Source organism: Kribbella amoyensis (assembly GCF_007828865.1).
Classification (GTDB): domain Bacteria; phylum Actinomycetota; class Actinomycetes; order Propionibacteriales; family Kribbellaceae; genus Kribbella; species Kribbella amoyensis.
Genome location: NZ_VIVK01000001.1, coordinates 136,613 through 158,336, shown reverse-complemented (window position 1 = coordinate 158,336; position 21,724 = coordinate 136,613). Strand labels below are relative to the sequence as shown.

Annotated in this window: 25 protein-coding genes and 1 tRNA gene; 13 read left to right on the top strand and 13 right to left on the bottom strand. The window is 69.1% G+C overall.

The window, feature by feature from the left end:
* Positions 1–915: an RNA polymerase sigma factor SigJ gene (gene sigJ / locus FB561_RS00810; protein WP_145801952.1), complete on the bottom strand. Its 915-nt coding sequence runs from the start codon at positions 913–915 to the stop codon at positions 1–3.
* A gap of 137 nt (positions 916–1,052) precedes the next feature.
* Here sigJ and FB561_RS00805 point away from each other — a divergent pair, with 137 nt between their 5' ends.
* The 5 genes from FB561_RS00805 (at position 1,053) to FB561_RS00785 (ending at position 5,303) form a co-directional block, all read left to right on the top strand.
* Positions 1,053–1,430 carry a DoxX family protein gene (locus FB561_RS00805; protein WP_145801949.1) on the top strand — a complete coding sequence of 126 codons (378 nt, stop codon included), beginning with the start codon at positions 1,053–1,055 and terminating at the stop codon, positions 1,428–1,430.
* 145 nt (positions 1,431–1,575) lie between these two features.
* Positions 1,576–2,442, top strand: coding sequence for a helix-turn-helix domain-containing protein (locus FB561_RS00800; RefSeq protein ID WP_337692325.1), 867 nt, complete (start codon positions 1,576–1,578; stop codon positions 2,440–2,442).
* 54 nt (positions 2,443–2,496) lie between these two features.
* Positions 2,497–3,771 carry an FAD-binding oxidoreductase gene (locus FB561_RS00795; RefSeq protein ID WP_145801944.1) on the top strand — a complete coding sequence of 425 codons (1,275 nt, stop codon included), beginning with the start codon at positions 2,497–2,499 and terminating at the stop codon, positions 3,769–3,771.
* An 18-nt stretch (positions 3,772–3,789) separates the two neighbouring features.
* Complete coding sequence (locus FB561_RS00790) at positions 3,790–4,395, top strand: dihydrofolate reductase family protein (protein WP_145801943.1); 606 nt, start codon at positions 3,790–3,792, stop codon at positions 4,393–4,395.
* Positions 4,392–5,303 carry an NAD-dependent epimerase/dehydratase family protein gene (locus FB561_RS00785; protein WP_145801941.1) on the top strand — a complete coding sequence of 304 codons (912 nt, stop codon included), beginning with the start codon at positions 4,392–4,394 and terminating at the stop codon, positions 5,301–5,303. Before FB561_RS00790 ends, FB561_RS00785 begins: the two co-directional genes overlap by 4 nt.
* A gap of 74 nt (positions 5,304–5,377) precedes the next feature.
* Here FB561_RS00785 and FB561_RS00780 read toward each other — a convergent pair whose 3' ends face one another.
* Entirely contained in the window at positions 5,378–6,625 is a 1,248-nt protein-coding gene (locus FB561_RS00780; RefSeq protein WP_145801939.1) for an MDR family MFS transporter, read from the bottom strand.
* Between the two features lie 264 nt (positions 6,626–6,889).
* On the opposite strand from FB561_RS00780, the gene ppk2 reads away from it, so the two are divergent.
* A complete protein-coding gene (ppk2, locus tag FB561_RS00775; RefSeq protein WP_202880513.1) occupies positions 6,890–7,657 on the top strand; it encodes a polyphosphate kinase 2 in 768 nt (255 codons plus the stop codon).
* Positions 7,658–7,678: 21 nt separating this feature from the next.
* Complete coding sequence (locus tag FB561_RS00770) at positions 7,679–9,391, top strand: SulP family inorganic anion transporter (RefSeq protein WP_145801935.1); 1,713 nt, start codon at positions 7,679–7,681, stop codon at positions 9,389–9,391.
* Between the two features lie 19 nt (positions 9,392–9,410).
* Here the strand turns inward: FB561_RS00770 and FB561_RS38155 are convergent, their stop codons facing one another.
* Both FB561_RS38155 and FB561_RS00765 read right to left on the bottom strand, forming a co-directional pair.
* Complete coding sequence (locus FB561_RS38155; RefSeq protein WP_202880512.1) at positions 9,411–9,728, bottom strand: hypothetical protein; 318 nt, start codon at positions 9,726–9,728, stop codon at positions 9,411–9,413.
* On the bottom strand, positions 9,725–10,522 hold the full coding sequence (locus FB561_RS00765; protein ID WP_202880511.1) for a Gfo/Idh/MocA family protein: 798 nt from the start codon (positions 10,520–10,522) through the stop codon (positions 9,725–9,727). Before FB561_RS00765 ends, FB561_RS38155 begins: the two co-directional genes overlap by 4 nt.
* A 102-nt stretch (positions 10,523–10,624) precedes the next feature.
* On the opposite strand from FB561_RS00765, the gene FB561_RS00760 reads away from it, so the two are divergent.
* The 3 genes from FB561_RS00760 to FB561_RS00750 all read left to right on the top strand — a co-directional run bounded on the left by FB561_RS00760 (position 10,625) and on the right by FB561_RS00750 (position 13,174).
* A complete protein-coding gene (locus FB561_RS00760) occupies positions 10,625–11,206 on the top strand; it encodes a TetR/AcrR family transcriptional regulator (RefSeq protein ID WP_145801932.1) in 582 nt (193 codons plus the stop codon).
* An 87-nt stretch (positions 11,207–11,293) separates the two neighbouring features.
* The gene (locus FB561_RS00755; protein WP_170284546.1) at positions 11,294–12,610 is read left to right on the top strand and encodes a chloride channel protein; all 1,317 of its coding nucleotides are present in this window, start codon (positions 11,294–11,296) and stop codon (positions 12,608–12,610) included.
* Positions 12,611–12,760: 150 nt separating this feature from the next.
* Positions 12,761–13,174: a hypothetical protein gene (locus FB561_RS00750; protein ID WP_145801928.1), complete on the top strand. Its 414-nt coding sequence runs from the start codon at positions 12,761–12,763 to the stop codon at positions 13,172–13,174.
* A 146-nt stretch (positions 13,175–13,320) separates the two neighbouring features.
* Here FB561_RS00750 and FB561_RS00745 read toward each other — a convergent pair.
* From FB561_RS00745 to FB561_RS00720, 6 genes are all read right to left on the bottom strand, one after another.
* Positions 13,321–13,396 (bottom strand) — tRNA-Arg (locus FB561_RS00745).
* Positions 13,397–13,656: 260 nt separating this feature from the next.
* Positions 13,657–14,949, bottom strand: a complete 1,293-nt coding sequence (locus FB561_RS00740; RefSeq protein ID WP_238334591.1) for a S1 family peptidase — start codon at positions 14,947–14,949, stop codon at positions 13,657–13,659.
* A gap of 92 nt (positions 14,950–15,041) precedes the next feature.
* Positions 15,042–15,641, bottom strand: coding sequence for an META domain-containing protein (locus FB561_RS00735; protein ID WP_145801926.1), 600 nt, complete (start codon positions 15,639–15,641; stop codon positions 15,042–15,044).
* Complete coding sequence (locus FB561_RS00730) at positions 15,638–16,132, bottom strand: SigE family RNA polymerase sigma factor (RefSeq protein ID WP_145801924.1); 495 nt, start codon at positions 16,130–16,132, stop codon at positions 15,638–15,640. The genes FB561_RS00735 and FB561_RS00730 overlap by 4 nt, the downstream gene beginning before the upstream one ends.
* Positions 16,133–16,224: 92 nt before the next feature.
* Positions 16,225–17,583, bottom strand: a complete 1,359-nt coding sequence (locus tag FB561_RS00725; RefSeq protein ID WP_145801922.1) for an alpha/beta hydrolase — start codon at positions 17,581–17,583, stop codon at positions 16,225–16,227.
* 191 nt (positions 17,584–17,774) lie between these two features.
* Positions 17,775–18,383: a hypothetical protein gene (locus FB561_RS00720; RefSeq protein WP_238334590.1), complete on the bottom strand. Its 609-nt coding sequence runs from the start codon at positions 18,381–18,383 to the stop codon at positions 17,775–17,777.
* A gap of 199 nt (positions 18,384–18,582) precedes the next feature.
* Here FB561_RS00720 and FB561_RS00715 point away from each other — a divergent pair, with 199 nt between their 5' ends.
* From FB561_RS00715 to FB561_RS00710, 3 genes are all read left to right on the top strand, one after another.
* The gene (locus FB561_RS00715) at positions 18,583–19,278 is read left to right on the top strand and encodes a hypothetical protein (protein WP_145801920.1); all 696 of its coding nucleotides are present in this window, start codon (positions 18,583–18,585) and stop codon (positions 19,276–19,278) included.
* A gap of 63 nt (positions 19,279–19,341) precedes the next feature.
* On the top strand, positions 19,342–19,485 hold the full coding sequence (locus FB561_RS37675; RefSeq protein WP_170284545.1) for a hypothetical protein: 144 nt from the start codon (positions 19,342–19,344) through the stop codon (positions 19,483–19,485).
* Positions 19,486–19,493: 8 nt separating this feature from the next.
* Positions 19,494–19,973: a GNAT family N-acetyltransferase gene (locus FB561_RS00710; RefSeq protein WP_145801918.1), complete on the top strand. Its 480-nt coding sequence runs from the start codon at positions 19,494–19,496 to the stop codon at positions 19,971–19,973.
* 52 nt (positions 19,974–20,025) lie between these two features.
* Here the strand turns inward: FB561_RS00710 and FB561_RS00705 are convergent, their stop codons facing one another.
* The 3 genes from FB561_RS00705 to FB561_RS39100 all read right to left on the bottom strand — a co-directional run bounded on the left by FB561_RS00705 (position 20,026) and on the right by FB561_RS39100 (position 21,651).
* The gene (locus tag FB561_RS00705; protein ID WP_238334589.1) at positions 20,026–20,409 is read right to left on the bottom strand and encodes an MscL family protein; all 384 of its coding nucleotides are present in this window, start codon (positions 20,407–20,409) and stop codon (positions 20,026–20,028) included.
* A gap of 188 nt (positions 20,410–20,597) precedes the next feature.
* The gene (gene cpaB, locus FB561_RS00700; RefSeq protein WP_145801914.1) at positions 20,598–21,224 is read right to left on the bottom strand and encodes a Flp pilus assembly protein CpaB; all 627 of its coding nucleotides are present in this window, start codon (positions 21,222–21,224) and stop codon (positions 20,598–20,600) included.
* 67 nt (positions 21,225–21,291) lie between these two features.
* A complete protein-coding gene (locus FB561_RS39100; RefSeq protein WP_145801912.1) occupies positions 21,292–21,651 on the bottom strand; it encodes an FmdB family zinc ribbon protein in 360 nt (119 codons plus the stop codon).
* Positions 21,652–21,724: the final 73 nt, after the last annotated feature.

Genomic DNA, 21,724 nt, shown 5'->3' with positions numbered 1-21,724 from the left:
TCAGCTCCCGAGCCAGGGGCGCAACTTCTCCGGGTTGCGGACCGCCCAGATCCGCCGGATCCGCTCGCCGGTGACGTCGAACGCGATCACCACGACGGTGACGCCGTCGAGCTCGGCAGTGAGTCCGGGCTGACCGTTCACGACGCGTTCCCGGATCCGCAGGTCGGGGGCGCCGCTGACGATGTCCACGAACGCGCGCGCGATTCCACCGGCGCCCACGATCGGGTCGAGGTACGCGCTGACCACGCCGCCGCCGTCGGCGACCGCGGTGGCGTCCGGATCGAGCAGACCGATCAGGGCCTCGATGTCCTTGGCTTCCCAGGCCTGCTTGAAGTCCCGGACGATCCCGGCCTGCTCGGCGGTCGGGGTCACGGTCACCGGACCCTCCGACCCGCCCAGCCGCCGCCGCGCCGACGAGGCCAGCTGACGGCACGCGGCCGGCGTCCGCCCGACGATTTCGGCCACTTCGGCGAACGGGTACCGGAACACGTCGTGCAGGATGAACGCGACCCGCTCGGCCGGGGTCATCGCCTCCAGCACGACCAGGAACGCCATGTTCACCGACTCGTCCAGGGTGACGCGATCGGCCGGGTCCACGGTGCTGCCGGACGTGGCCAGCTCGGTCCGGTCGGGCAGCGGCTCGGGGATCCACTCACCGACGTACCGCTCCCGTCGTGCCCGCGCCGAGCCGAGCACGTCGAGGCAGATCCGGCTCGCCACGGTCGTCAGCCAGGCACCGGGCGACGCGATCGCCTCCTGCTGCGGCCGGGACATCGCGTACCAGCGGGCGTACGTCTCCTGGACCACGTCCTCCGCCTCGGCCAGCGAGCCGAGCATGCGGTAGGCCAGGTTGATCAGCTGGCGCCGCTCACTCATGATCGCGGCCAGGCCGGGTTCGTCGGATCCTCTGGTCATCGTGTTCCCTCTGCTCGCAGGTGCCCTCGCCCCTCCCGACGAAACCGCCGTCCGAACTGTGAGGCCGCCTGACATTCCGCCGAGCTGCGCCGTCGTACTGCCGACCGACGACCGTTTCGCGTGAACAGGAAGACCCCATGAACCTCGCACTGTGGATCATCGCAGGCCTACTCGCCGCTGCGTTTCTCGCCGGCGGCACCGTGAAGCTGATCCAGCCGAAGGACAAGCTGGTCGCCGCGGGCTTCGGATTCGCCGAGGACTTCGATCCCGGTACGGTCAAGGCGATCGGCGCCGTCGAACTCCTCGCCGCGCTCGGCCTGATCCTGCCCGCGACCCTCGGCGTCGCCCCGATCCTCGTCCCGCTGGCCGCCGTCGGCGTGGTGCTGCTGATGATCGGCGCGGGCATCACCCATCTCCGCCGGCACGAGCACCCGCCGATCGTGGCGAACCTGACCATCCTCGGACTCGCCGCGCTGGTGGCGTGGGGGCGCTTCGGCCCGGAGTCCTTCGGCTGATCAAGAGGTGGCGCGGTGCGGTGGGCCACGACGCGGGTAGCGGGTTGTTGTGCGCCTGGCGTGTTGTAGCAGGTCAGTCGTCCAACAAGGCGCCAGCGAGCAAGAACCAACGACAAGAGCTCCAGAGATCGACCTGGGCTTGACGGTGGGCAGGGGGCGGTTGTTCAGTGCGAGGGTGGGTGTCGCCGAGGCTTATGTCGAGAGTCCGCCTGTGCCTGGGCTCGCGGGTGTGGTGCGGACGGTTTGGATTCAGCGCACCGCGGCTACGGCGTACGTGCAGCGGAATCTTCCGACCGGCGGCGTCGAACTGCATTGCCCCCTCGGCGGCTCACCGCAACTGGTCGGACCGCTGACCGGACCCGAGGTCGAGGTGGTCCCGCCGCACACCACGATCGTCGGCGTCCGGTTCCATCCGGGGACCGCACCCCCGTTGCCCGTGATGCTCGACGACCTCGTGGACCAGCGCATCGACCTCACCGATCTCTGGCCGTCGGCTCAGCTCGTCGAGGCGATGGCGCTCGCCAAGTCCCCCGAACTGGCCCTCGCCGCACTCCAGAACCACCTCCTCCACGAGTACCGCCGGACCACCCCGGTCGACCCGCTGATGGGTGAAGCGGTACAGGCGTTGATGCCCTGGCATCCGGTGAACATCGACAACCTGGCCACACACCTCGCGCTCTCCGCCAGCCAGCTGCGTCGCCGCTGTCTGCAGACGATCGGGGTGACTCCCAAGGTCCTGCAGCGCACTCTCCGGTTCCAGGGGTTCCTCGCCTTGGCGCAAGCGGGAGCGCGATCGACGGGGCGACGCGGTGCGGACGGGATGGCAGGGCTCGCGATCGACGCGGGGTACTCGGACCAGGCGCATCTCAGCCGGGAATGTCTCCGTCTGACCGGGCTCACGCCTCGGCAGTTGCTCGGCGGCAGCGGGGACCAGTGCCTCTGCGGGCACGAGCACTCCGCCTCCTACCGGCCGTTCCTCGCCGGACGGAGTAGGCCGCCGCTTCGCGTCTGAGCGTGCGCGATTCGTTCAAGAAGCCGCCGGCCCGGTGCTCGTAAGTTCGTCCTCGTGACCGACTTGGACCTGCTCGACGGCGAGCTGTACAGCCCTGAATCGCCGGGCTACGACCTGGTTCGTCGGCCGGTCGACCCCAGGTACGGCGACGTCCGGCCGCAATACGTCGTGCGGTGCGCCTCGGTCGCCGACGTGGTGCGCGCGATCTCCTCCGCGAGAAGCAGCAACCTCCGCCTTGTACCGCGGGGTGGCGGGCATTGCTTCGCAGGCCGTTCGTCGACCGACGGGGTCGTGCTCGACCTCTCCAACCTCAACGGTCTCTCGGTGGACCCCGACGGGATCGCCACGATCGGAGCCGGCGCCCGCCTGGCTGAGGTGTACTCGGGACTCCATTCCGCGGGCCGTGCGCTCCCGGCCGGGTGCGGTGCCACAGTCGGCATCACCGGGCTCACTCTCGGCGGCGGGATCGGGTTGATCGGCCGGAAGTACGGGCTGACGTGCGATCGCCTGGTCAGGGCGCAGGTCGTACTCGCGGACGGTCGCATCGTGGAGTGCGACGAGGACCACGAGGCCGAGTTGTTCTGGGCGCTTCGGGGCGCGGGAGGTGGACAGTTCGGCGTGGTCACGTCGTTGCGGTTCGCCACCATCGCCGAGCCGACGGCGTGCCGGATCGAGGCGTACCCGCGAGATGACGTCGAGCAACTCGTCGCGGCCTGGCAGACCTGGGCCCCGGACGCGCCCGACGAACTCACCGTCGATCTCGCCTTGATCGCCGAGCCAGGTGAGCCGCTGCGCACCAGGCTCTTCGGTGCCAGTCTGCTGAACGAAACCGCCACCCGCGCGTTGCTGCGGGAGCTGGTCGATCAGGTCGACCTGGTCCCGGCGATGCCGTACCACCGTTTGAAGAGCAGCTTCTCCGACCCGCCGGAGGAGCGCGTGATGCGATCGAGGTCCGAGTTCTTCTCGCGACCCCTGAGCGATGCGGCGTCGTTGCTCGCCGAGGTGGGGACGCCGAGCAAGAGCCGCCGGGAGCTCAGCTTCACGGCGATGGGCGGGGCGTACAACCGGGTCGCCGAGGACGCCACGGCGTTTGCCCATCGCAACGAACGCTTCCTGCTCGATCACGTCGGTTCCACGGACGATCCCTGGATCGACGCGTCCTGGGCGATCGCTCACCGCGACGGATCGGGACGCGTCTATCCCAACTTCCCCGACGCCGCACTCGACGACGGTCCCACGGCGTACCACGCGGGCAACCTCGCACGGCTGAGAGTGGTCAAGCGGACGTACGACCCGGATCGCTTCTTCGACTTCCCGCAAGCCATCTGAACAGAACTGAGGAGAACGATGAGCAAGGTCCTGAGCGCCCACGCCGTCTCGGTCGACGGCTACATCAGCGGGCGGACCCCCGACGGCGTGGAGGAGTTCGGCCGCGGTCTCGGCGACGCCCCGATGCTCTTCGACTGGTACATGGACGGCGACACCCCGAGCGAGACGTTCAACGGGTTCAAGCTGAGCGAGCCGAGCGCCCGCTTCTTCGACGCTGCCGCGAGCCGGGTCGGAGCGACGGTCGCCGGCCGTACCACGTACCAGCACTCCAGCAACTTCGGCGGCGGCGCACCGCATCCGACGGCGCCGCTGTTCGTCCTCAGCCACGGGCCGGTGGCCGGGATCAGCGAGCAGCAGACGCTGGTCACCACGGGCATCGAGGACGCGGTCGCGGCGGCCCGCAAGGTTGCCGGGGACAAGGATGTCGCGATCATGGGTGGCGGCGCGCTGACGTCGGCGCTGGCCGCCGACCTGGTCGACGAGGTGATCCTGCACCAGGTCCCGATCCTGCTCGGCGGTGGCCGCAGCTTCTTCCAGGAGGTCCCGAAGCACGTCCGGCTGCGCCTGATCGAGGTGATCCCGGCCCCTGGCGTCACCCACCTCCACTACGAGGTGCTCCGATGATCCTCGTCACCGGCGGCCTCGGCATGATCGGCGCCCACACGGCCCGCGCCCTCGTCGAGCTCGGCCACGAGGTGGTGGTCACGTCCCACCGGCGCGCCGAGGTCCCGTCGTTCCTGGCCGGCCGGGTCGCCGTGGAGTCCCTCGACGTCACCGACCGCGCCGCGTTCCTCGCCCTCGCCGATCGGTACGCCGTGACCGAGATCGTCCACCTGGCCGGCTCGATCCCGGCCGGGAGTCCGGTCGACTTCTTCCGGACGGACCTGGCCGGCCTGCTCAACGCGCTCGACGCCGCGCGGACCTGGGGTGTCCGCCGGTTCGCCGTCGCGAGCAGCCTCGGCGTGTACCTCGGCCAGGGCGAGATCCCTTGGCACGAAGGGCTCGCGCTGCCGACCGCGGAGCTGCCGCACCTGATCATCGCGTACAAGAAGGCCGTGGAACCGCTGACCACGCACAGCCTGCAGGGGACCGGCGTACAACCGGTGGTCCTGCGCATCGGCACGATCTGGGGCCCGCTGGTCGACCCGGAATCACAGTTCTTCTACTTCCCGCCGTACCTCAGCGCCGTACTCCGTGGGGAGTCACCGCAGCCGTTGTCCGCGGACGACGGCGGCGACAGCTGCTACGCGCCCGACGCGGGTCGCGCGATCGCCTTGCTGACCACGGCGCCGACCCTGCGGTACGACACGTACAACGTCTCCAGCGGCCGCCCCTACACGAACCGCGAGTTCGCCGAAGCGCTGGCGGCGGCCGGGTACCACCTTGACCTGATTCCGGGCCGGACCAGCCCGGGCGACAACCCGTACCTCGACATCACCAGGCTCACCGAGGACACCGGATTCACCCCCGCGTACGACCTCACCAAGGCCGTTGCCGACTACGTCGCCTGGCGCACCGACAACGCTCGCTGAAAGGAGTACCGCCATGCTCGACCCCGCAGTACGCCGAGTCCTCGACAGCCCCGACCAGGTCCGCGTCGTCGCCGTCATCGACCCTGAACACCAGTCCATCGGGCTCGGCTGAGACGACCGCGGCGCCGTGGCAGGCAGAGGTATGCGGCGAGGATCCCTGCCGCGGCGACGAGGATCCACAGTGCCCAGGGGCCAAGGGCGTACACGCTGCCGCCGATGAGGGGGCCGGCTCCGGTACCGGCCGTGTACGCGGTGAAGTACAGGCCCTGGTACCGCCCGACCATCCGGGGTGGGGTCAGGCCGGCCAGGTACGCGTTCGCGACGGAGCTGGACATCATCTCGCCGAACGTCCACAGCAGCACCGTCATCGCCAACAGGGTCATCGTGGTCGTCAACCCGGTCAGGGCGAGCCCGATCCCGATCAGGAGGTTGCCGACAGCAAGGACGTACTCCAGCCGGTACCGGGAGACCAGGCCGGTGATGGGGAGTTCCAGGGCGAGCACCACGAGACCGTTGAGCCCGATGAGCAGGCCGAAGTCGCGCGCGCTCAACCCGACGTCGCTGACGTGCAGGGGCAGGCCGACGGTGGACTGGATGTAGACGAACTCGGCGATCAGGGTCATCACCAGGAACCGCAGGAGGGCTCGATCGCGGAGTGCTTGCCGGTACCCCGCCTTCGCCTCGTCCTCTGCGGGAGCGCCCGTTCCGGTCTTGGACTGCGGCGCGTCCCGGAGCAGGATCGCGATGACCACGCCGAACAGCAGACAGGCGGCGGCGTTGCCGAGGAAGAGTTCGACGTACGACGTGCTCGCCAGCATTCCGCCGATGACGCCACCCAGCGCGGCACCGATGTTCATCGCGAACCGGAACACCGCGAACGCGGCGAGCCGCTGCTGGTCGGTCGTCACGGAGTCCACCAGGACCGCGGCCGCGGCCGGCCGGTAGATCTGCGAGGTCACGCCGATCAGGCCGACCACCGTGACGATGACCGGGAACGGTCCGGCGAACGGCACGATCGCGGTCAGCCCGGCGGTCGGTACCGCGGAGAGCACGATGGTCCAGCGCCGGCCGATCCGGTCCGTCAGGGAGCCGCCGACGGCGTTGCCGAGCACGTTGCCGAGGCCGGACACCCCCAGCACGAACCCCGCGGCCCCGGCGGAGTACCCGCGCCCGGTCAGGTACAGGACGATGAAGACCGGGAGGAAGTTGCCGACCCGGTTGACCAGGATCCCGAGACTGATGATCCAGACCCGGGCCGGCAACCCGCGCAGCGCATCCCGGAACCGCGGCGGCCCCGCCGTCTCGGCGTCGGTCGTCGGCATCCATTTCCTCCAGGCGCTGGGCGGCTTCCTTGCAGCCTCGACCCTGCGCCTCTGAGGTGGGCCGGGACATCGGAAAACCTCCCTATCCCGCTCGTCCCCGGGGCACTAGGAACACTTGAGCCGGTTTGTCAGTGCAAACTCCTCCCGTGATCCGGCAGGTGTCACCCGGTTCGGAGGATGCCGGCCCGCGGCCGGGGATCGATCGTCGAGCCAGAAGGGGCCGGGTGTCCCGTCCGTTCGGCGCGGGCGACACCCGGGGCTGACATGAAGAACAGCGAGTACAAACCGGAGCTGCGGCGGCTGCACGGCGAGCTCGTCGCCCTGCAGGAGTGGATCAAGTCCTCCGGCGCGAAGGTCTGCGTCGTGTTCGAGGGCCGGGACACCGCGGGCAAGGGAGGCACGATCAAGCGGATCACCGAGCGGGTCAGCCCTCGGGTGTTCCGGGTCGTCGCCCTGCCCGCGCCGACGGAGCGGGAGAAGTCGCAGATGTACCTGCAGCGGTACGTGCCGCATCTTCCGGCCGCGGGCGAGGTGGTGATCTTCGACCGCAGTTGGTACAACCGGGCGGGCGTCGAGCGGGTGATGGGCTTCTGCACGCCGCACGAGACCGACCGGTTCCTCGAACAGGTGCCGTCCGTCGAGAAGGCGATGGTCGACTCGGGCATCCTGCTGCTCAAGTACTGGCTCGAGGTCGGCCCGGAGGAACAGACGCGGCGGCTGGAGAGCCGGATCGAGGACCCGCGGAAGATCTGGAAGCTGTCCGACATGGACCTCTTGTCCTACAGCCGCTGGTTCGACTACTCGCGGGCCAGGGACGCGATGTTCGCCGCGACCGACACCGCCTGGGCGCCCTGGCACGTCGTGCACACCGACGACAAGAAGAGCGGCCGGCTCAACCTGATCAACCACCTGCTGAGCCAGATCCCGTACACGCCGCTGGTCCCGCGCGACATCGAACTCCCGGAGCGCCAGGAACGCGCCGGCTACGTCGAGCCGAGCACGTCCCCCAGGTCAGTCCCGACGCTGTTCTGACCGCGACATCGGGCGGCCGGGATGTTGCCGAAGAACCTCCGGAACCGCCGGTACATCACGCTGTTCGAGGGAATCCGGCCGTACCGCCGGGCCTGGCTCCGGCGGGACGTGGTCGCCGGGATCACGCTGGCGGCGCTCGCGATCCCGGAGGTGATGGCGTACACGGAGATCGCCGGGATGCCGGTGATCACCGGGTTGTACACGATGCTGATCCCGGTCGTCGCGTTCGCCGTGTTCGGCTCCTCGCGGCACCTGGTGGTCGGGGCCGATTCGGCCACCGCCGCGGTCATGTACGCCGGGATCGCCGCGCTCGGCATGTCGAGTGTGCAGCCGGCCTCACCGGAGTGGGTGAGTCTCGCCGGGCTGAGCGCATTGCTGGCCGGCGGGCTGCTGTGGCTGGCGCGGGTCGCGCGGCTCGGCTTCCTGGCCGACTTCCTCTCCCGGACGGTCCTGATCGGGTTCCTGGCCGGTGTCGGGTTCCAGGTGGCGGCCGGGCAGATCGGCGGGATGCTGGGGATCCCGAAGAAGAGAGCAGACAGCGCGTTCTTCAGCGGCGACCTGACCAAGCTGGTCAAGACCCTGGCCGACGTCGACGCCGCCTCGTGGCAGACGGCGCTCGTCTCGGCGGCCACGCTCGCGGTCCTGGTCGTGTTCGGGCGCTGGGTGAAGGTGGTTCCGGCGGGTCTCGCCGCCGTGGTCGGGATGATCGCGCTGAGCTGGACCCTCGAATTCCAGGCGCACGACATCGCGGTCCTCGGCCCGGTCCCGAGCGGCTTCCCGAGCATCGGCCTGCCGAGCGGCGTGAGCTGGACCGACGCGGTACGCCTGCTGCCGACCGCGCTCTCGATGTTCTTCGTGATCCTGGCCCAGAGCGCGGCCACCTCCCGCGCGTACGCCGACAAGTACGGTGACCGCTTCGAGGAGAACACCGACCTCTTCGGCCTCGGACTCGCGAACGTCACGGCCGGCTTCACCGGGACCTTCGTCGTCAACGGCAGCCCGACCAAGACCGAGATGGTCGACGAGGCGAAGAGCCGCACCCAGGTCGCCCAACTGACCACGGCGGCCGTGGTCGCGATCGTCCTCCTGCTCCTCACCGAACCACTCCAATATCTGCCGAACGCGGTGCTCTCGACCGTCGTGTTCCTGATCGGCCTCAAGCTGATCGCGGTCAACAGTCTGCGCAAGGTGTACGCCCTGCGCCGCGACGAGTTCTGGGTCGCGGTCCTGACCACGGTGGTCGTGGTCATGGTCGGCGTCGAGCAAGGCATCGTGCTCGCGATGTTCCTGTCCCTCGTCGCCCACGTCAGACGCCATTACGCCCCTCACGACACCGTCCTGACCTGGGACGAACGCGGCCAGATGAAGCTGACGAAGGCGGCACCCGGCAGGACGACCGAACCAGGCCTCGTCATCTACCGCTTCGGCGTCGGCATCTTCTACGCCAACGCGGCCCGCCTGTCGGCCGAGGTGATGTCCCTCGTCACCGTCCCCGACCCGCCCCGCTGGCTGGTCCTCGAGGCCGACGCCATCGACGACGTCGATTACACCGGCGCCCAAACCTTGCTTGAACTGGCCGACCGCCTGAAACAACGCGGCATCGTCTTCGCGGTAGCAGCAGCCAACGAAGACGTCCGCCGGCAACTCGACCACTTCGGCCTCACCGAAAAGATCGGCGCCGACCACTACTTCACCACCGCCCTGGAAGCCCGCGACGCCTACCGCGCGCAGTGACGCCGAACCTCGTCGCCCGTCACGAAGCCGGCCTTGTCCGCACCGGATCCTCGGAGAGCAAGACCTCCGCTGTGCCGGTCGCCGCCGATCGTTGGGTGGCGGCAAGGAGATTGTGCAGTCGCAAGGCGTCGAAGAAGTCGGGGCGGGCTCGCCGCTTCTCCTCGAGCGCGTGGGCGAACTCCTGGTAGAGCGCCGCGATCCGTGCCGCCGGGCCGACGGGGATTCCGGGTGGTGCGGTGTAGTAGCGGTCCGGCACCGTGATGGGCTCGCCGTCGAGCTCCAGATCCCAGTCCGTCCAATGCATGTACGCCCCGCGATGTTTGGGGGTGATCGTCAACTGTCCCTTGGCGCCCACGAGTTCGATGGAGAATCCGATCCGGCTCGGACGGTCTCCGCCAAGGACGGCAACAGAAACCTCGGCGCCCCCGGCCAGGTGCCCGCGAGAAGCACGTGGCGCGGGTTGTGGTTGACGACGTCTTCTCCCGTGCCCGCGACCCGCACGTACTCGCCGGCGCGTGGCAGGCGCGCTCGGACCTCGGCGAGCGGCCCGGCGATACGTTCCAGCGTGGCCAGGAAGTGTCCAGCCATGATCGGCAGAATCGAGGTGCCACCGGACGGCTCCAGGGACCAGGCGAGTTCGGCTGGGATCGTCGCGCCCCCGAACGGATCGCCGTCGGCGACCATGATCACCACGTCGAGCCGGCCGATCCGGTCGTCGGCGACCAGATCCGCCACGAAGCGTGCGTCGGGTGAGTGATGGCCTTGAAGGACCACCGCATGCTGGACAGCGGCCGCCTCGGCCATCTCCACCAGGGCGCGAGCCTGCTCGACATCCACACCCAGCGGCCACTCCGACACGACGTGCTTGCCGTGCTTGAGGGCAGCGTTGATGACCCCGGCGTGCGCCGGTGCCTTCACGGCCACGACGACCAGGTCGACCTCGGGATGGCCGGCCAGCGCCTCGGTTTCGGACAGCGCATAGGGAACGCCGTACTCCTTGGCCACGCGGTCGGCGCTGGCCTGATTGGTGGTCGCAACCGCGGTCACCCGGAACTGCGGCAGATGGGTGAGCGCGGGCAAGTGCGTACCCGACGCCCAACCGCTGGCTCCGACGACGCCGACTCTGATCATTGCCCGCCCTCTCCTGATTTGTACCGATTGGTATTCAACTGGACCGCACCAGGTTCGCGCAAGAGGTAAAGTACCGTTAGGTACAAATCTGCGGAGGTGGCGATGCCCGGCGGACGCCCGCGGTCGTTCGATCCCGACACGGCGCTCGACCGCGCGCTGGAACTGTTCTGGCAGCAGGGATACGAAGGCACCTCGCTCGCCGAACTCACCGCCACGATGGGCATCAACAAGCCCAGCCTGTACGCGGTCTTCGGCAACAAGGAGCAACTCTTCGCGAAGGTGCTCGACCGCTACTTCGCGAGCCCCGGTGCGTTTGCGGTCGACGCACTCGACGAGCCCACCATCCGCGGCGTCGTCGAACGTCTTGTGTTCGGCACTATCGAACTCGTCGCCGGCAAGGACACCCCGCGCGGCTGTCTCACCGTGAAAAGCGTGCACGCTTGCGGTCCCGACGCCAGGCCTGTCCGTGACGACGCGGTCCGCCGACGCGAGATCGGCGAGGCAGCCTTGCGTCGCCGCCTCGAAAAGGCGCCCGATCTACCCCAAGGAACGAACGCCGCAACCCTGGCTCAGCTCGTCCACACTCTCACCGACGGTATCGCCGTCCAAGCAGCGGCCGGCCGCACCCGCGAACAACTACGAGCAGTCGCCGACCTCGCCCTGCGTGGCCTGCTCAACGACTGACCGAGCCCACCAAGCCGCCGCGAGTGGCCGCCGAATCACTCCGGGCGGAGGATGCGAACGTCCTCGCCCGCCCAGATCGTGTGGAGGGTGAGCAGGGAAACAGAATCAACTCCCGGTTTCGTGGCGCTGAACCGATCCCGCGGGTTCTGGACGAACATCGGCTATGCGGCGCTGTTCGGGGTCGTCCTCGCCGTTATCGCGCTGGTCTTCCTCGGGCTGGTCCAAGGGGGCACGGAGCTCTGGTTCACCCTGCCGGCGAACCCGGACTGGTTCTCCGGCCACCTCTGGTGGGTGGCGGTGACCGGAGCCGCCGGGGTGCTCGTCGGCGTACTGCGGCGCGTGCTCCGGGTCCCGGCCAAGCTGCCCGGCACGATCCAGGAGCTCCGGGACGAGCGGGTCGAGCCGCCGACGGTCCTGCAGGCGGTCGCCGTCTCGATAGTGTCGCTGGTCGGTGGAGCGAGCCTCGGACCCGAGGACGCGCTGGGGAAGCTGGGCGGCGGGTTCGGGAGCTGGCTGTCGGTCCGCCGAAAGCTGGACGCCGAGGCCACCGCGACGAACACGCTCAGCGGAATCTCGGCAGCGTTCGGCGGCCTGTTGTCGTCCCCGATCCTCGCCACCAGCCTGGTACTCGAGGTCGCACGCCCGAAGCTCGCGCGCCTCGGCGACACCCTGATCGCGGCGCTGGTGTCCTCGACGGTGGCGTTCGCGGTCTACTACCCGATCGCGGGAAGCACCTTCGTCGACATCTACCAACTGCCGGCCTTCGAGTACGAGAACTGGCAGCTCGCCGCGGCCGTTCCCCTCGGTCTCGCCGCCGGGGTACTCGCGCTGGTGCATCTCGCGGTGGCCGGACTGATGAAGAGGCTCACCGCTCCGCTGGCCGAGCGGACGATCCTTCGCTCCACCCTCGGCGGGATCGCCTTCGGCCTGATCGGAGTCGCTCTGCCGCTGACGATGTTCACCGGAACCGATCAACTCAAGACCGTGATCGACGACGGAGCGGCACTCGGAACCGGCCTGGTCCTTGCGGTCCTGTTCGTCAAGATGCTGACCTTCGCGATCTGCGAGTCGACCGGCTTCATCGGCGGCCCGATCCTGGTGATGTTGTTCATCGGAGGTACCGCCGGCGTCGCCACCCACCTGCTGATCCCGGGCATCCCCGAAGGGCTCGCGTTCGCCACGATGTTCGCCGCCATCCTCGGCGCGCTCATCGCGGCCCCGTTCTCCCTGATCGTCCTGGCCGCCCTCACGACCCAGATCGGGGTACTCCAACTCGCCCCGGTAGCCGTCGCCGTCCTCTCGTCCTACCTCGCCGTCACCGGCTCCGGCGCGCTGGCGGCCCTGATGCAAAAGGGACAGAAACCGGTCTCGACATCCCCGCAGCCACCCCAGAGCGCCCCCTGACTTCGGCCCGACGGCTTCGCCTGGGAGTAGGCGTAGGTCCACCCAGCTGATCGCCCTGCTGCCAGAAGCTGCAAAGGGGTTCTGTGGCACGGGGCGACGAGGCAGAATCCCTCCGACGATGTGCTGGACGACTCGAAGGAGCAGGACTCGATGCGTAAGTCTCTTGCCGCTGGTACCGGATTGCTCGCGATCCTCACGACCGTCGCCGGAACCGCCCAGGCAGCTTCGACGGCCTACCCGACTGCCCCCTACGAGGCACCCTACGGCGCCACCTACACCAAGGGGACGATCACGTTCTACAACCGGGCGGCGATGGTCGACGGCGTCCAGCGGGCGTTGGAGACGAGCGGCTGCCGTCAGACGATCGCCAAGAGCTACAGCGGTTCGAAGCTCCTCGACACCACCTACAGCCAAGTGACCTGCTACAGCAAGGTCGAGGAGGTCCACCTGTACGTGAACGCCGACGTGGTAGGCGGCGCCACCTCGGTACGCGTAAGCCTGAACAACGTCGCCCCCAACGGCACCGTCACCGAACTGGCCTGGCACTCAGTCCCCCGCCCCTGACCCGAGCCAACGTGGCGCCCGTCCCTGACCCGAGCCAACGTGGCGCCCGTCCACACTGCCTCCGGACGGGGTGCATCTTTGGGTACACGTCTCGAGCCTTCGAAGGAAGGCCCGGGACGTTTTGCCTGGTCAGGGCCCACATTGTTTGGTGCCCCCGGCAGGATTCGAACCTGCGACGCACGGTTTAGGAAACCGACGCTCTATCCCCTGAGCTACGGGGGCGCACTGGGACCAGAGAGGTCGACCGGGGACAGCCTAGCGGACACCGGTGACCGGCTGTCGTGAACCCGGGGTGGTTGCGCTGGTTTCACGGTCCGCTGGAACCTGACGGACTACCTCGGGGGAGATCGGGCAGGCTCCGGATCACGGCGGGCGCCGATCGCGGGTGGGTTGGTTGTCGGGATCACGGGGCTCCCGGCTGGCACGAATCAAGCTGGTTGGGCTGGACGCGCCCCCAACCAGGGTTGGGGATCTCGACCTGCTCAGCCCGTGAGCGCGGTGACGCCGAGGTGGCCTGAGATCGACTTGTACCTCTCCGCGTACAGCGTCGTGCACCTACCGGCCGAGCATCCGGATCCAGCGAACGCGATCCCTCGGATGGTCGCCGTCGTGGACGAGGGCCGGGAGTACACCGGGCCGCCCGAATCCCCACCGATGATGGCTGTTTGGCCGCTGCGGGTGGCTCGGATGACGTACGTGGTGCAGCCGTCGGTGTCGCAGTACTTCGCGCTCAGGCTTTGCACCGTGATGCCGCAGAGGGAGGTGCTGAAGGAGCCGGACTGGCAGACGGACGCGCCGATCGACGGGTCGCCGCCGCCCTTGACGGTGCGGGTGTCCGCGGAGTCGCCGGGGCCGTCGGTCCAGATCTTGGGGCCGTACGAGCTGCCGGTGAGCAGGGACTGGTCGTAGTCGGGGTAGTTGGTGCGGACCGAGGTGGTGCCGTAGTAGTTCGTACCGGAGCGCCAGATGGTACCGACGCCGCCGCAGTGGCCGGCTGTGACCGAGGCGCGGGTGTTGGTGGAGCGGCGGACCACGGAGAAGCCGGCGGTGCAGTTCTTCGAGGCCGAGGTGATCCGGGCGCCGCCCCAGTGGCCGCCCTTCGGGGTGTCGTTGAGCCGGGAGGTCCGGGCGACGCCGCCGGCTCGGGCCGAAACCCCTTGCAGGGCTGACAATCCGGACACGCTGGCCGCCGAGGTGGTGGCCTTGTCGTACTCGACCACCACGTCCTCCGTGGCCGGGTCCAGGTCCGCGACGAAGGTCGTCCGGCCCGCGTCGGCCGACCAGCCGCGGGCGCCGACCGCCTTCCACGTGGACGCGATCGAGGCCGCGGAACGGCAGCTCGGCTCGACCTTGAGCATCGGCTTGCCCGCCTCCGGGACGTGCCGGTCGACGGCGGCCTGATACTTCTTCTCGTCGGTCGAGGAGTCGAGGACGACCTTGTACCCGCTGCGCTCGGACCCGAGGACGCCGATGACGCCCGCGCCGAGTCCGTACGGCAGGCCCGACGTCGGCCGGCCGGTCGCGTCCAGTGGTTCGATCGAGGCGACGGCGGCCGTGACTCCCTCGCTCAGGGCCTGACCGAGGGGACGCGGGTCCGACGAGCTGGTCGGCTGGGACAGCCGCTGGCTCGAGGAGGCCGAGATCGACGGGGCAGCGTGGTTGCACACAGCAACGGAAACGGGCGCCGATGACGGCGTGCTGGAGCCGGCCGCGTGGATCGCGGTGAGTGACAAGGAGCCGACGGCGAGCAGCGGGACGGTAGCTGAGAGTCGCACTAAGCTCCCCAATCGGTGGACGGCCTGCGGTAAATCGTCCAAGCATGGATCCGCAGAGTCAAGTGCTGACTACCGTCCGCACACAGATATGGCTACCCTGTGCGAGCGTAGTTCGCAACTTCGCGCCCGTCGGCCGCGTAGAGCCGCAGCGTCTTCGCGTCCACCTCGACACGCTTAGTGACCTGCAGGGCCGCGGTGTGCGGGACGTTCGCGCACTCGATCAGGCGCTGGCCGTCCACCTTGGCGGTGAACTCGCCCCGCTGCCCGATACTGAACGTGCCGCTGATCCCGTTGCAGCCGTCCGAGCCGACCCAGGTGCCGTTGGGGTTGAAGGTGAGGACCGGGTTCTCCGGCCGGTTCGTCTTCAGCGCGGTGAACCCGTCCAGCTTCGTCGCGCGCCAGGTCCCGGTCACCTGCTGGACCGACGGCCCGGTGGTCGGGGTTCCGGCGGCCACGGTCGGACCGGCCGCACTTGGGGGGAGTGGGGTGGGACCGCCGTCGCGGAGCGCGAAGCCGGCCGCGGCGATCACGGCGACACCGGCCACGGCCGCACCGCAGACGGCGAACGTCCGGCGCCGGGCCCGGTGCGCGCCGGTCGCCGCACGCTCGGCCAGGTCGGGCGCCAGGGGTACGGAGGCGGCGGCGCGGTCCAGCGTCGCGCGCAGGTCGTCCTCCAGGTCAGTCTTGCTCACGGCAACCTCTCGTCAACACGTCGGGACTCCCTTGCCTTCCGCAACGAGGCCAGCGCCCGGCTGGCGGTCGCGCGCACGGAGGACGGTTTGATGCCGAGCAGGTCGGCGATCGTCCGGTCGTCCAGGTCCTGGTAGTAGCGCAGGACGAGGACGACGCGCTCGCGGGCCGACAACGTGGCGAGGGCTCGCCAGAGGTCGTCGGAGTTCACGATGTCGGTGGCGGGGTCGGGCACCGTCCGGTCGGCGTCGAGGTCGGCCGTGGGTGCTTCGGTGAAGGACCGGCGCCGGGTCATCGACAGGTACGCGTTGACCAGGATCCGCCGGACGTAGGTGTGCGGGTCGTCCGCCCGTCGTACCCGGCGCCAGGACCGGAACGCCTGCATCAGCGCGATCTGTGCCAGGTCCTCGGCGCGTTGGTAGTCGCCGGAGAGGGTGAACCCGAGACGCACCAGTTCCTGCCCGCGTGCGGACGCGTACTCCTCGAACTCCACTTGCCACTCCCCGGCTGGGCGTACAACACCTCACGTCTATTAGACGCATCGAGCCACGCAGGGTGCTGCAGAGATTCGCGCACAGTTACATCTCAAGCCAGCAAGAACGCCCTGACCTGCTCCTTTCCGGTGGGATTCGAACGGCTGCCCTGGACGTTGTGGCCGCTCCCCGGCACGACGACCAGCTGTGCCTGGCGGGCGTGGTCCCGCTCCCACTCCGCCCAGGACGGCGGGCAGAAGAGGTCGTCGGTGCCGTGCAGGATCAACGTCCGCGGGAGCAGCTCCTGCTGAGCCGGGTATGCCGACGCCCGGGTCGACGGCCAGCGCAGGCACCCGTCCACGATCAGCTGGTTCCGCGCGGTGCGCACGTCGTACGGGTACAGCTTCGCCGGGTCCAGCTTCCTCACTGCGGCCTCCAGCGCGGCTGGTCGCTCGGACAGAGGCGTACCCGCGGACCAGGGGAAGCGCAGGTCCGAGCAGAGCGTCGCCATGTGGAGTCCGGCGGACAGTTCGTCGTACTGCGCGCCGCGGCTCGACGCCTCCTGGAACAGCTCCTTCAACGCGGCCGTGTCACCGTTCCGCGCGTCGTGCAGCACCTTCGGGATGCCCTTGAGCGACGGGTTCACGGAGTTGAGGCTGAGGATCGCCAGGGACTCGAGCATGCTGGTCCCGTCCAGCGGAAGCCCGTCGAGCTCACCGTGCCGTACCAGCCAGGCCAGGTCGGCCACAGGATCCGTAGTACAGGACGAGTCGCGCCGGCACGCAGCACCGAGTACGTCACCGGTGTGCTTCATCAGGTCTACCCCGAACGGGTCGAACCCGCGGTGCGGGACTACGGAATCGAGGACGAGCGACCGGACGTTCGACGGGTACTTCAGGCCGTACTGCGCTGCCGTGAAGCTCCCGTACGACGTGCCGTTGAGCGTGAGCTTGTCCGTACCGAGGGAGCGGCGCAGGAGTTCGATGTCCTCGACCGTGTCGGGCGTGCCGTAGTAGTCGAGGTCGGAGCCGAGTACGCGGGCACACGCGTCCACGGCAGCAGGAGGAACGCTGAGGAAGTCGGAACCGCCGACTGCCCGTTGCAACTCGGGGCAGTTGATCCCGCGTTGCCCGGTACCGCGCTGGTCGAACATGACGAGCCGGTACTCGCGGAGTACGGCGGGGTCGAGCTCCGCGCGGATCCGGGAGAGGAGAGGTACGCCTGGTTGGCCGGGGCCGCCGGTGAGCATCAGGAGTACACCGCGGGGTGCGTCGACGTTGTCGGCAGCGGCGACGGCCAATTCGAGCTGCCGGCCGCCGGGATCACGGTGGTTCAGAGGGACGCGCAGTGTCGTACAGGTGAAGCCGGTGATGCCGTCGCAGCGTTCGGGAGCAGCCGATTCGGCTGGGGACGAGCACGCGGCGACGAGACAGACAAGCAGCAGCGCCATCAGTAGGCGGAGTGATCGCATCGCACGCTCCCGGAACGGTGTTGCCGATCAGCGTGCGGTGGATCCGGCGCCTGGACAAGCACAGAACGGACGCGGCTGGAAAAGGGGAGTGGGCCGAGCCGCCCACCCCGCGGGTCAACCTGAGGGACCCGCGAGGTGGGCGGTGGTGACCCACGGACCGGACGGCTTCGGGGTGCTCGTCCGGTGCGGGGTCAGCGCAGGCCGAGCGACTTGATCAGCTCGGGGGTGACGGTCCGGGGCGCGGGCAGTTCGCCAGGCTTGCCCTGGCCCTCGAACGAGGTGGCCACCAGTTGGCGGCAGCCGTACGCCTCGGCGGTGATGGAGAGAACGCCTCGGTCGTTGTCGGTGAACCGCAGGACGTAGGTCGGGCCGAGCTCCTTGGTGCAGTAGTTCGGCTTCGCCTTCGCGGGCTGGGCCGCGTTGACCAGGGCGAACAGCGCGGCGGCTTGCGCGCCCTGTCGCTTGGTCATGACCGTCGCGTACGCCTGGCCGGTCGCCTGGGCGTCGTACTGGCAGATCGTCACGCTGACGGGCGCGAACTTGGACTTGGCTTCACCCTTGCCCCAGGTGGCCTTGGTGACCGCTTGGCGGACCGCCGTGATCGTCTCGGGGCAGTCCGTGCTCGGCGTACCGCTGGGGGTGGGCGGTGTGGCGGTGGGAGAGGTGCCGGGGGTGGTCGGCGATTGGGTGGGCTGGGCGGCGGGCGGGGCGGAGCTCTCGTCACCGCAGGCGGCGGTGAGGGCGAGAACAGCCACGCCGATCGACGCCCCGATGAGGCCCCGTGTCCTTGATGCACTCACGACTCGGTCCTTCCGGGTTGGCAAGGACACCCATCATGAGGGACCGACGTCTCGCCGATCGTGGCAGTCGTGTCACGGCGCAGCCTCTATCTGGTCACAGCATCGATCGAGTGTCAAAAGCAGCAGATCTGTAACCGCCGCGCGCTGTTCACCCGGTGGAAGTGGGAGAATGCCGCCTGCAACCGGAGAAAGGACGGACGTGGGCAAGAGGAAGGACGCCGCCGAACTCGCTCGCCGGGAACGCGAGGAGTGGCAGCTCGGCCAGGACTGGGCACGCTGGCTGATGGGCGGCAACACACCGCAGACGATCCCGCTGTACGGGCTCGTGCTGGAGCCTAACGAGACGGCCTATCTGCAGACCTCCGTCCACTACTCGCGGCTCTACGGCGGCAGTGGCCAGTACACGCAGAGTGGGGGATTCTTCTTCGGCAAACCCGGCATGGTGCTCGGGCTGATGGCCGCCAACGCCGCGGTGAACGCCGGCCGGAAGGCGGCGGCGCGGCGTGACATGCAGCTGATGTGGCGCGACCTGCAGGAAGTACAGCTGATCGCCACGAACTACCGGCTGATGACGCACCTGCAGCAACGCGGCTGGCTCAGCTTCTACTACACCGCTGTGCAGGAGTTCTATCCCGACCCGGCGAACTGGACCATCACCTTCGGCTTCCAGAACGCCGAGCCGCTCCAGATCGGTGGACTCGCCACCCCGACCCTCTCCGTGCTCACGTCCTGGACCGTGCTCGGCGCCGAACGCTGGCGGACCGAGCCCGGCATCGCCCCGCTGCTCCAGGCCGCCGCGAACCCGCAGGTCGGCCCGGGCCAGGGGCAGGGCCAGCTCGAGGGCGGGCAAGGCGGGCAGCAGCAGAACCTGCCGCGCATCCCGGGACAGGACTGACCGCGCGTCCCGGGGCAGGACCGACCCTGCTCCGGGCTGGGTGGCTCACGTAATCTTGACGGCATGACGAGCCCGTACGAGGACGACGAGCCGCTGCTGCCCGACCAGACCCGCGACGACGACCCGCGCACCTGGGGCGACAACGACTTCGGCGCCACCGAGGACGACGAGCGCATCCTCCGCGAGGTCCCGCCCCACCACGGCTGACCTGGCCGATGGAGCTCCGGCCGTTCGACCCGCGGTACGCCCAGCTCGTGGCGACGTGGGCGACCACCGCGCAGGAGGTTGCTCTGCTGTGCGGGCGTGAGGAGTACCCGTTCCCGCCGGACCTGCTCCCCACCTGGCGCAAGGCCGACGACGACATCCGGCCGTACCTGTACCACGACGGCGAGCGCCCGATCGGGTACGCCGAACTGTGGCTCGACGCCGAGGAGGACGAGGTCGAGCTGGCCCGGATCATCCTGGCGCCGGAGTACCGCGGGAAGGGTCTGGGACCGGCGTTCGTCGAGGTGCTGCTGGTCCCGGCGCGAACGGCCGGGCTGACCGACATCTTCCTCCGCGTCCGCCCGGACAACGTCCCGGCGATCCGCACCTACCACCGAGCCGGCTTCCACGAAGTCGCGGAAACCTTGGCCGCCGAGTGGAACAAGCAGCAACCGATTCAGTACACGTGGATGCAGTACCCGGCGGAGTAGCCGGCCGGGGCTGCCCAGGCTGAGCGGCCAGCCTGGGCCGTACGAGGCGTTGTCAGCGCTGGCGGGCGGCGAGCGCGTCGCGGATCTCGGTGAGCAACTGCTGGTCGACGGTCAGCGGCTCGGGCTCATCCTCCTCGGCGGTGGTGCCGGCGGCGGCCGCGCGGCGCTCCTGGATCTTCTTCATCGGGACGACGAGGACGAAGTAGACGACGGCCGCGGTCAGGAAGAACACGATGAAGGCGTTGATGATCGCGCCGACGTCGACGAGCGACTTGTCGTTGCCCTTGACGATGTGGAAGGCGAGGCCGTTCACGTTCGTCCCGCCGATCGAGGCGACCAGCGGCGAGACCAGGTTGTCGACCACGGTCTTCACCACGGTCGCGAACGCGGTACCGATGACGACCGCGATCGCCAGGTCGAGGACGTTGCCTCGCATCAGGAACTCTTTGAAGCCCTTGAGCATTTGTGTGCCCTTCGTGGTCCAGGGCCCGGGGCGGACCCACGGGGTTTACTCCGGACAAGCTAAGGGCCCGTCCGCAGGCTGGCGAGGGAGCACGCCGCGCGGTAGCGGATTGTACCGGGACCCGTTCGCTCTGTGAGGATCCGCCGCATTGCGGGCTCGGCTCAACTGGTGTCCGGGGCGAGGGCGGCGGTGATCCGTGAATTCGTGCTCGCCTGGGCCAGGCGAGCGACCGTCGCCGGGGTGGCTGCGAGGACGACAAGGGTGCCCGTGGCCGTGGTGCGCGCCGTGGGAGCGGGGAGCGCCAGCACGCGGACTCCGCTGGCGACCTGGGTGGCGGTGTCGGTCGAGGTGGACGTGGCGGCGTAGAGGTTGAGGTGGTCGCCGGGGTGAAGGAGGGGCGCGAGGGCAGGATCCTCCAGGCGGAGGGGATAGGCGACCAGGCCCGGTGGAAGTGCTGTCGGGGTGAGGAAGCGGGCGTCGGTGAGCGGTTCGCCGGCTCGGACCGGGTTCGCCAGGATGCGGTCGGTGGTGGTCGTGCCTGGGCGGAGCGCACCGGTGGGAACGACGGCGGGTGGGAGGCGGATGGTGCGAACGTCCGCGGGCGTGGGTTTCGTGCCGCCGGGCAGATCGCGGGCCGCGGCGAGGACGGCGACGGTCGGGGCCTGCGGTGGGGCCAGGGCGCCGAGGGCGAAGTAGACGGCAGCGGCCGCGGCCACGCCGGACAGGAGGCGGCGGTGCCAGCGGGCGGCTCGGACGACGGTACGGAGGAAAGAGTCTGAACGCTTCATGCCAGGGAAAGTACGAGTTTCGCCTGGCGAGGTGGGCCCGTTGTCCACAGGCCCGGAGAGCGGAAGGTCAGGCCGCGCTGGTCTTGCTGCCGCCGCTCGACGAGGACGACGACGAGGACGTCGACGACGAAGAAGAGGACGAGGAGGACGACGAGCCGGAGTCCGAGGAGGAGGACGACGAAGAGGAAGACGAGCTGGAGGAGCTCGCGCTCTTGCTGTCCGACTTGGCGGGCGACGAACTGGAGCTCGTCGAGCGGCTGTCGTTGCGGTAGAAGCCGGAGCCCTTGAAGACCACGCCGACCGCGTTGAAGACCTTGCGGAGCGAGCCCTCGCAGTTCGGGCACACGGTCAGGGCGTCGTCGGTGAAGCTCTGACGGACCTCGAGAGCCTCGCCGCAATCGGTGCACTGGTACTGGTACGTCGGCACGTCTGTCCCTTTCGAGCCGTTGGCACTCCTACTACTCGACTGCTAATAATGCGCCAGACGGCGGAAGTATTCC

Bases quoted from the DNA above. Each gene is read 5' to 3' on its own strand.
- FB561_RS00780 (WP_145801939.1), bottom strand. From the start codon at position 6,625: ATGCCGACGACCGACGCCGAGACGGCGGGGCCGCCGCGGTTCCGGGAT.
- FB561_RS00785 (WP_145801941.1), top strand. From the start codon at position 4,392: ATGATCCTCGTCACCGGCGGCCTCGGCATGATCGGCGCCCACACGGCC.
- FB561_RS00725 (WP_145801922.1), bottom strand. From the start codon at position 17,583: ATGCGATCACTCCGCCTACTGATGGCGCTGCTGCTTGTCTGTCTCGTC.
- cpaB (WP_145801914.1), bottom strand. From the start codon at position 21,224: ATGAAGCGTTCAGACTCTTTCCTCCGTACCGTCGTCCGAGCCGCCCGC.
- FB561_RS00765 (WP_202880511.1), bottom strand. From the start codon at position 10,522: ATGATCAGAGTCGGCGTCGTCGGAGCCAGCGGTTGGGCGTCGGGTACG.
- FB561_RS00790 (WP_145801943.1), top strand. From the start codon at position 3,790: ATGAGCAAGGTCCTGAGCGCCCACGCCGTCTCGGTCGACGGCTACATC.
- ppk2 (WP_202880513.1), top strand. From the start codon at position 6,890: ATGAAGAACAGCGAGTACAAACCGGAGCTGCGGCGGCTGCACGGCGAG.
- sigJ (WP_145801952.1), bottom strand. From the start codon at position 915: ATGACCAGAGGATCCGACGAACCCGGCCTGGCCGCGATCATGAGTGAG.
- FB561_RS00705 (WP_238334589.1), bottom strand. From the start codon at position 20,409: ATGCGAGGCAACGTCCTCGACCTGGCGATCGCGGTCGTCATCGGTACC.
- FB561_RS37675 (WP_170284545.1), top strand. From the start codon at position 19,342: ATGACGAGCCCGTACGAGGACGACGAGCCGCTGCTGCCCGACCAGACC.
- FB561_RS00805 (WP_145801949.1), top strand. From the start codon at position 1,053: ATGAACCTCGCACTGTGGATCATCGCAGGCCTACTCGCCGCTGCGTTT.
- FB561_RS00750 (WP_145801928.1), top strand. From the start codon at position 12,761: ATGCGTAAGTCTCTTGCCGCTGGTACCGGATTGCTCGCGATCCTCACG.
- FB561_RS00710 (WP_145801918.1), top strand. From the start codon at position 19,494: ATGGAGCTCCGGCCGTTCGACCCGCGGTACGCCCAGCTCGTGGCGACG.
- FB561_RS00770 (WP_145801935.1), top strand. From the start codon at position 7,679: ATGTTGCCGAAGAACCTCCGGAACCGCCGGTACATCACGCTGTTCGAG.
- FB561_RS00760 (WP_145801932.1), top strand. From the start codon at position 10,625: ATGCCCGGCGGACGCCCGCGGTCGTTCGATCCCGACACGGCGCTCGAC.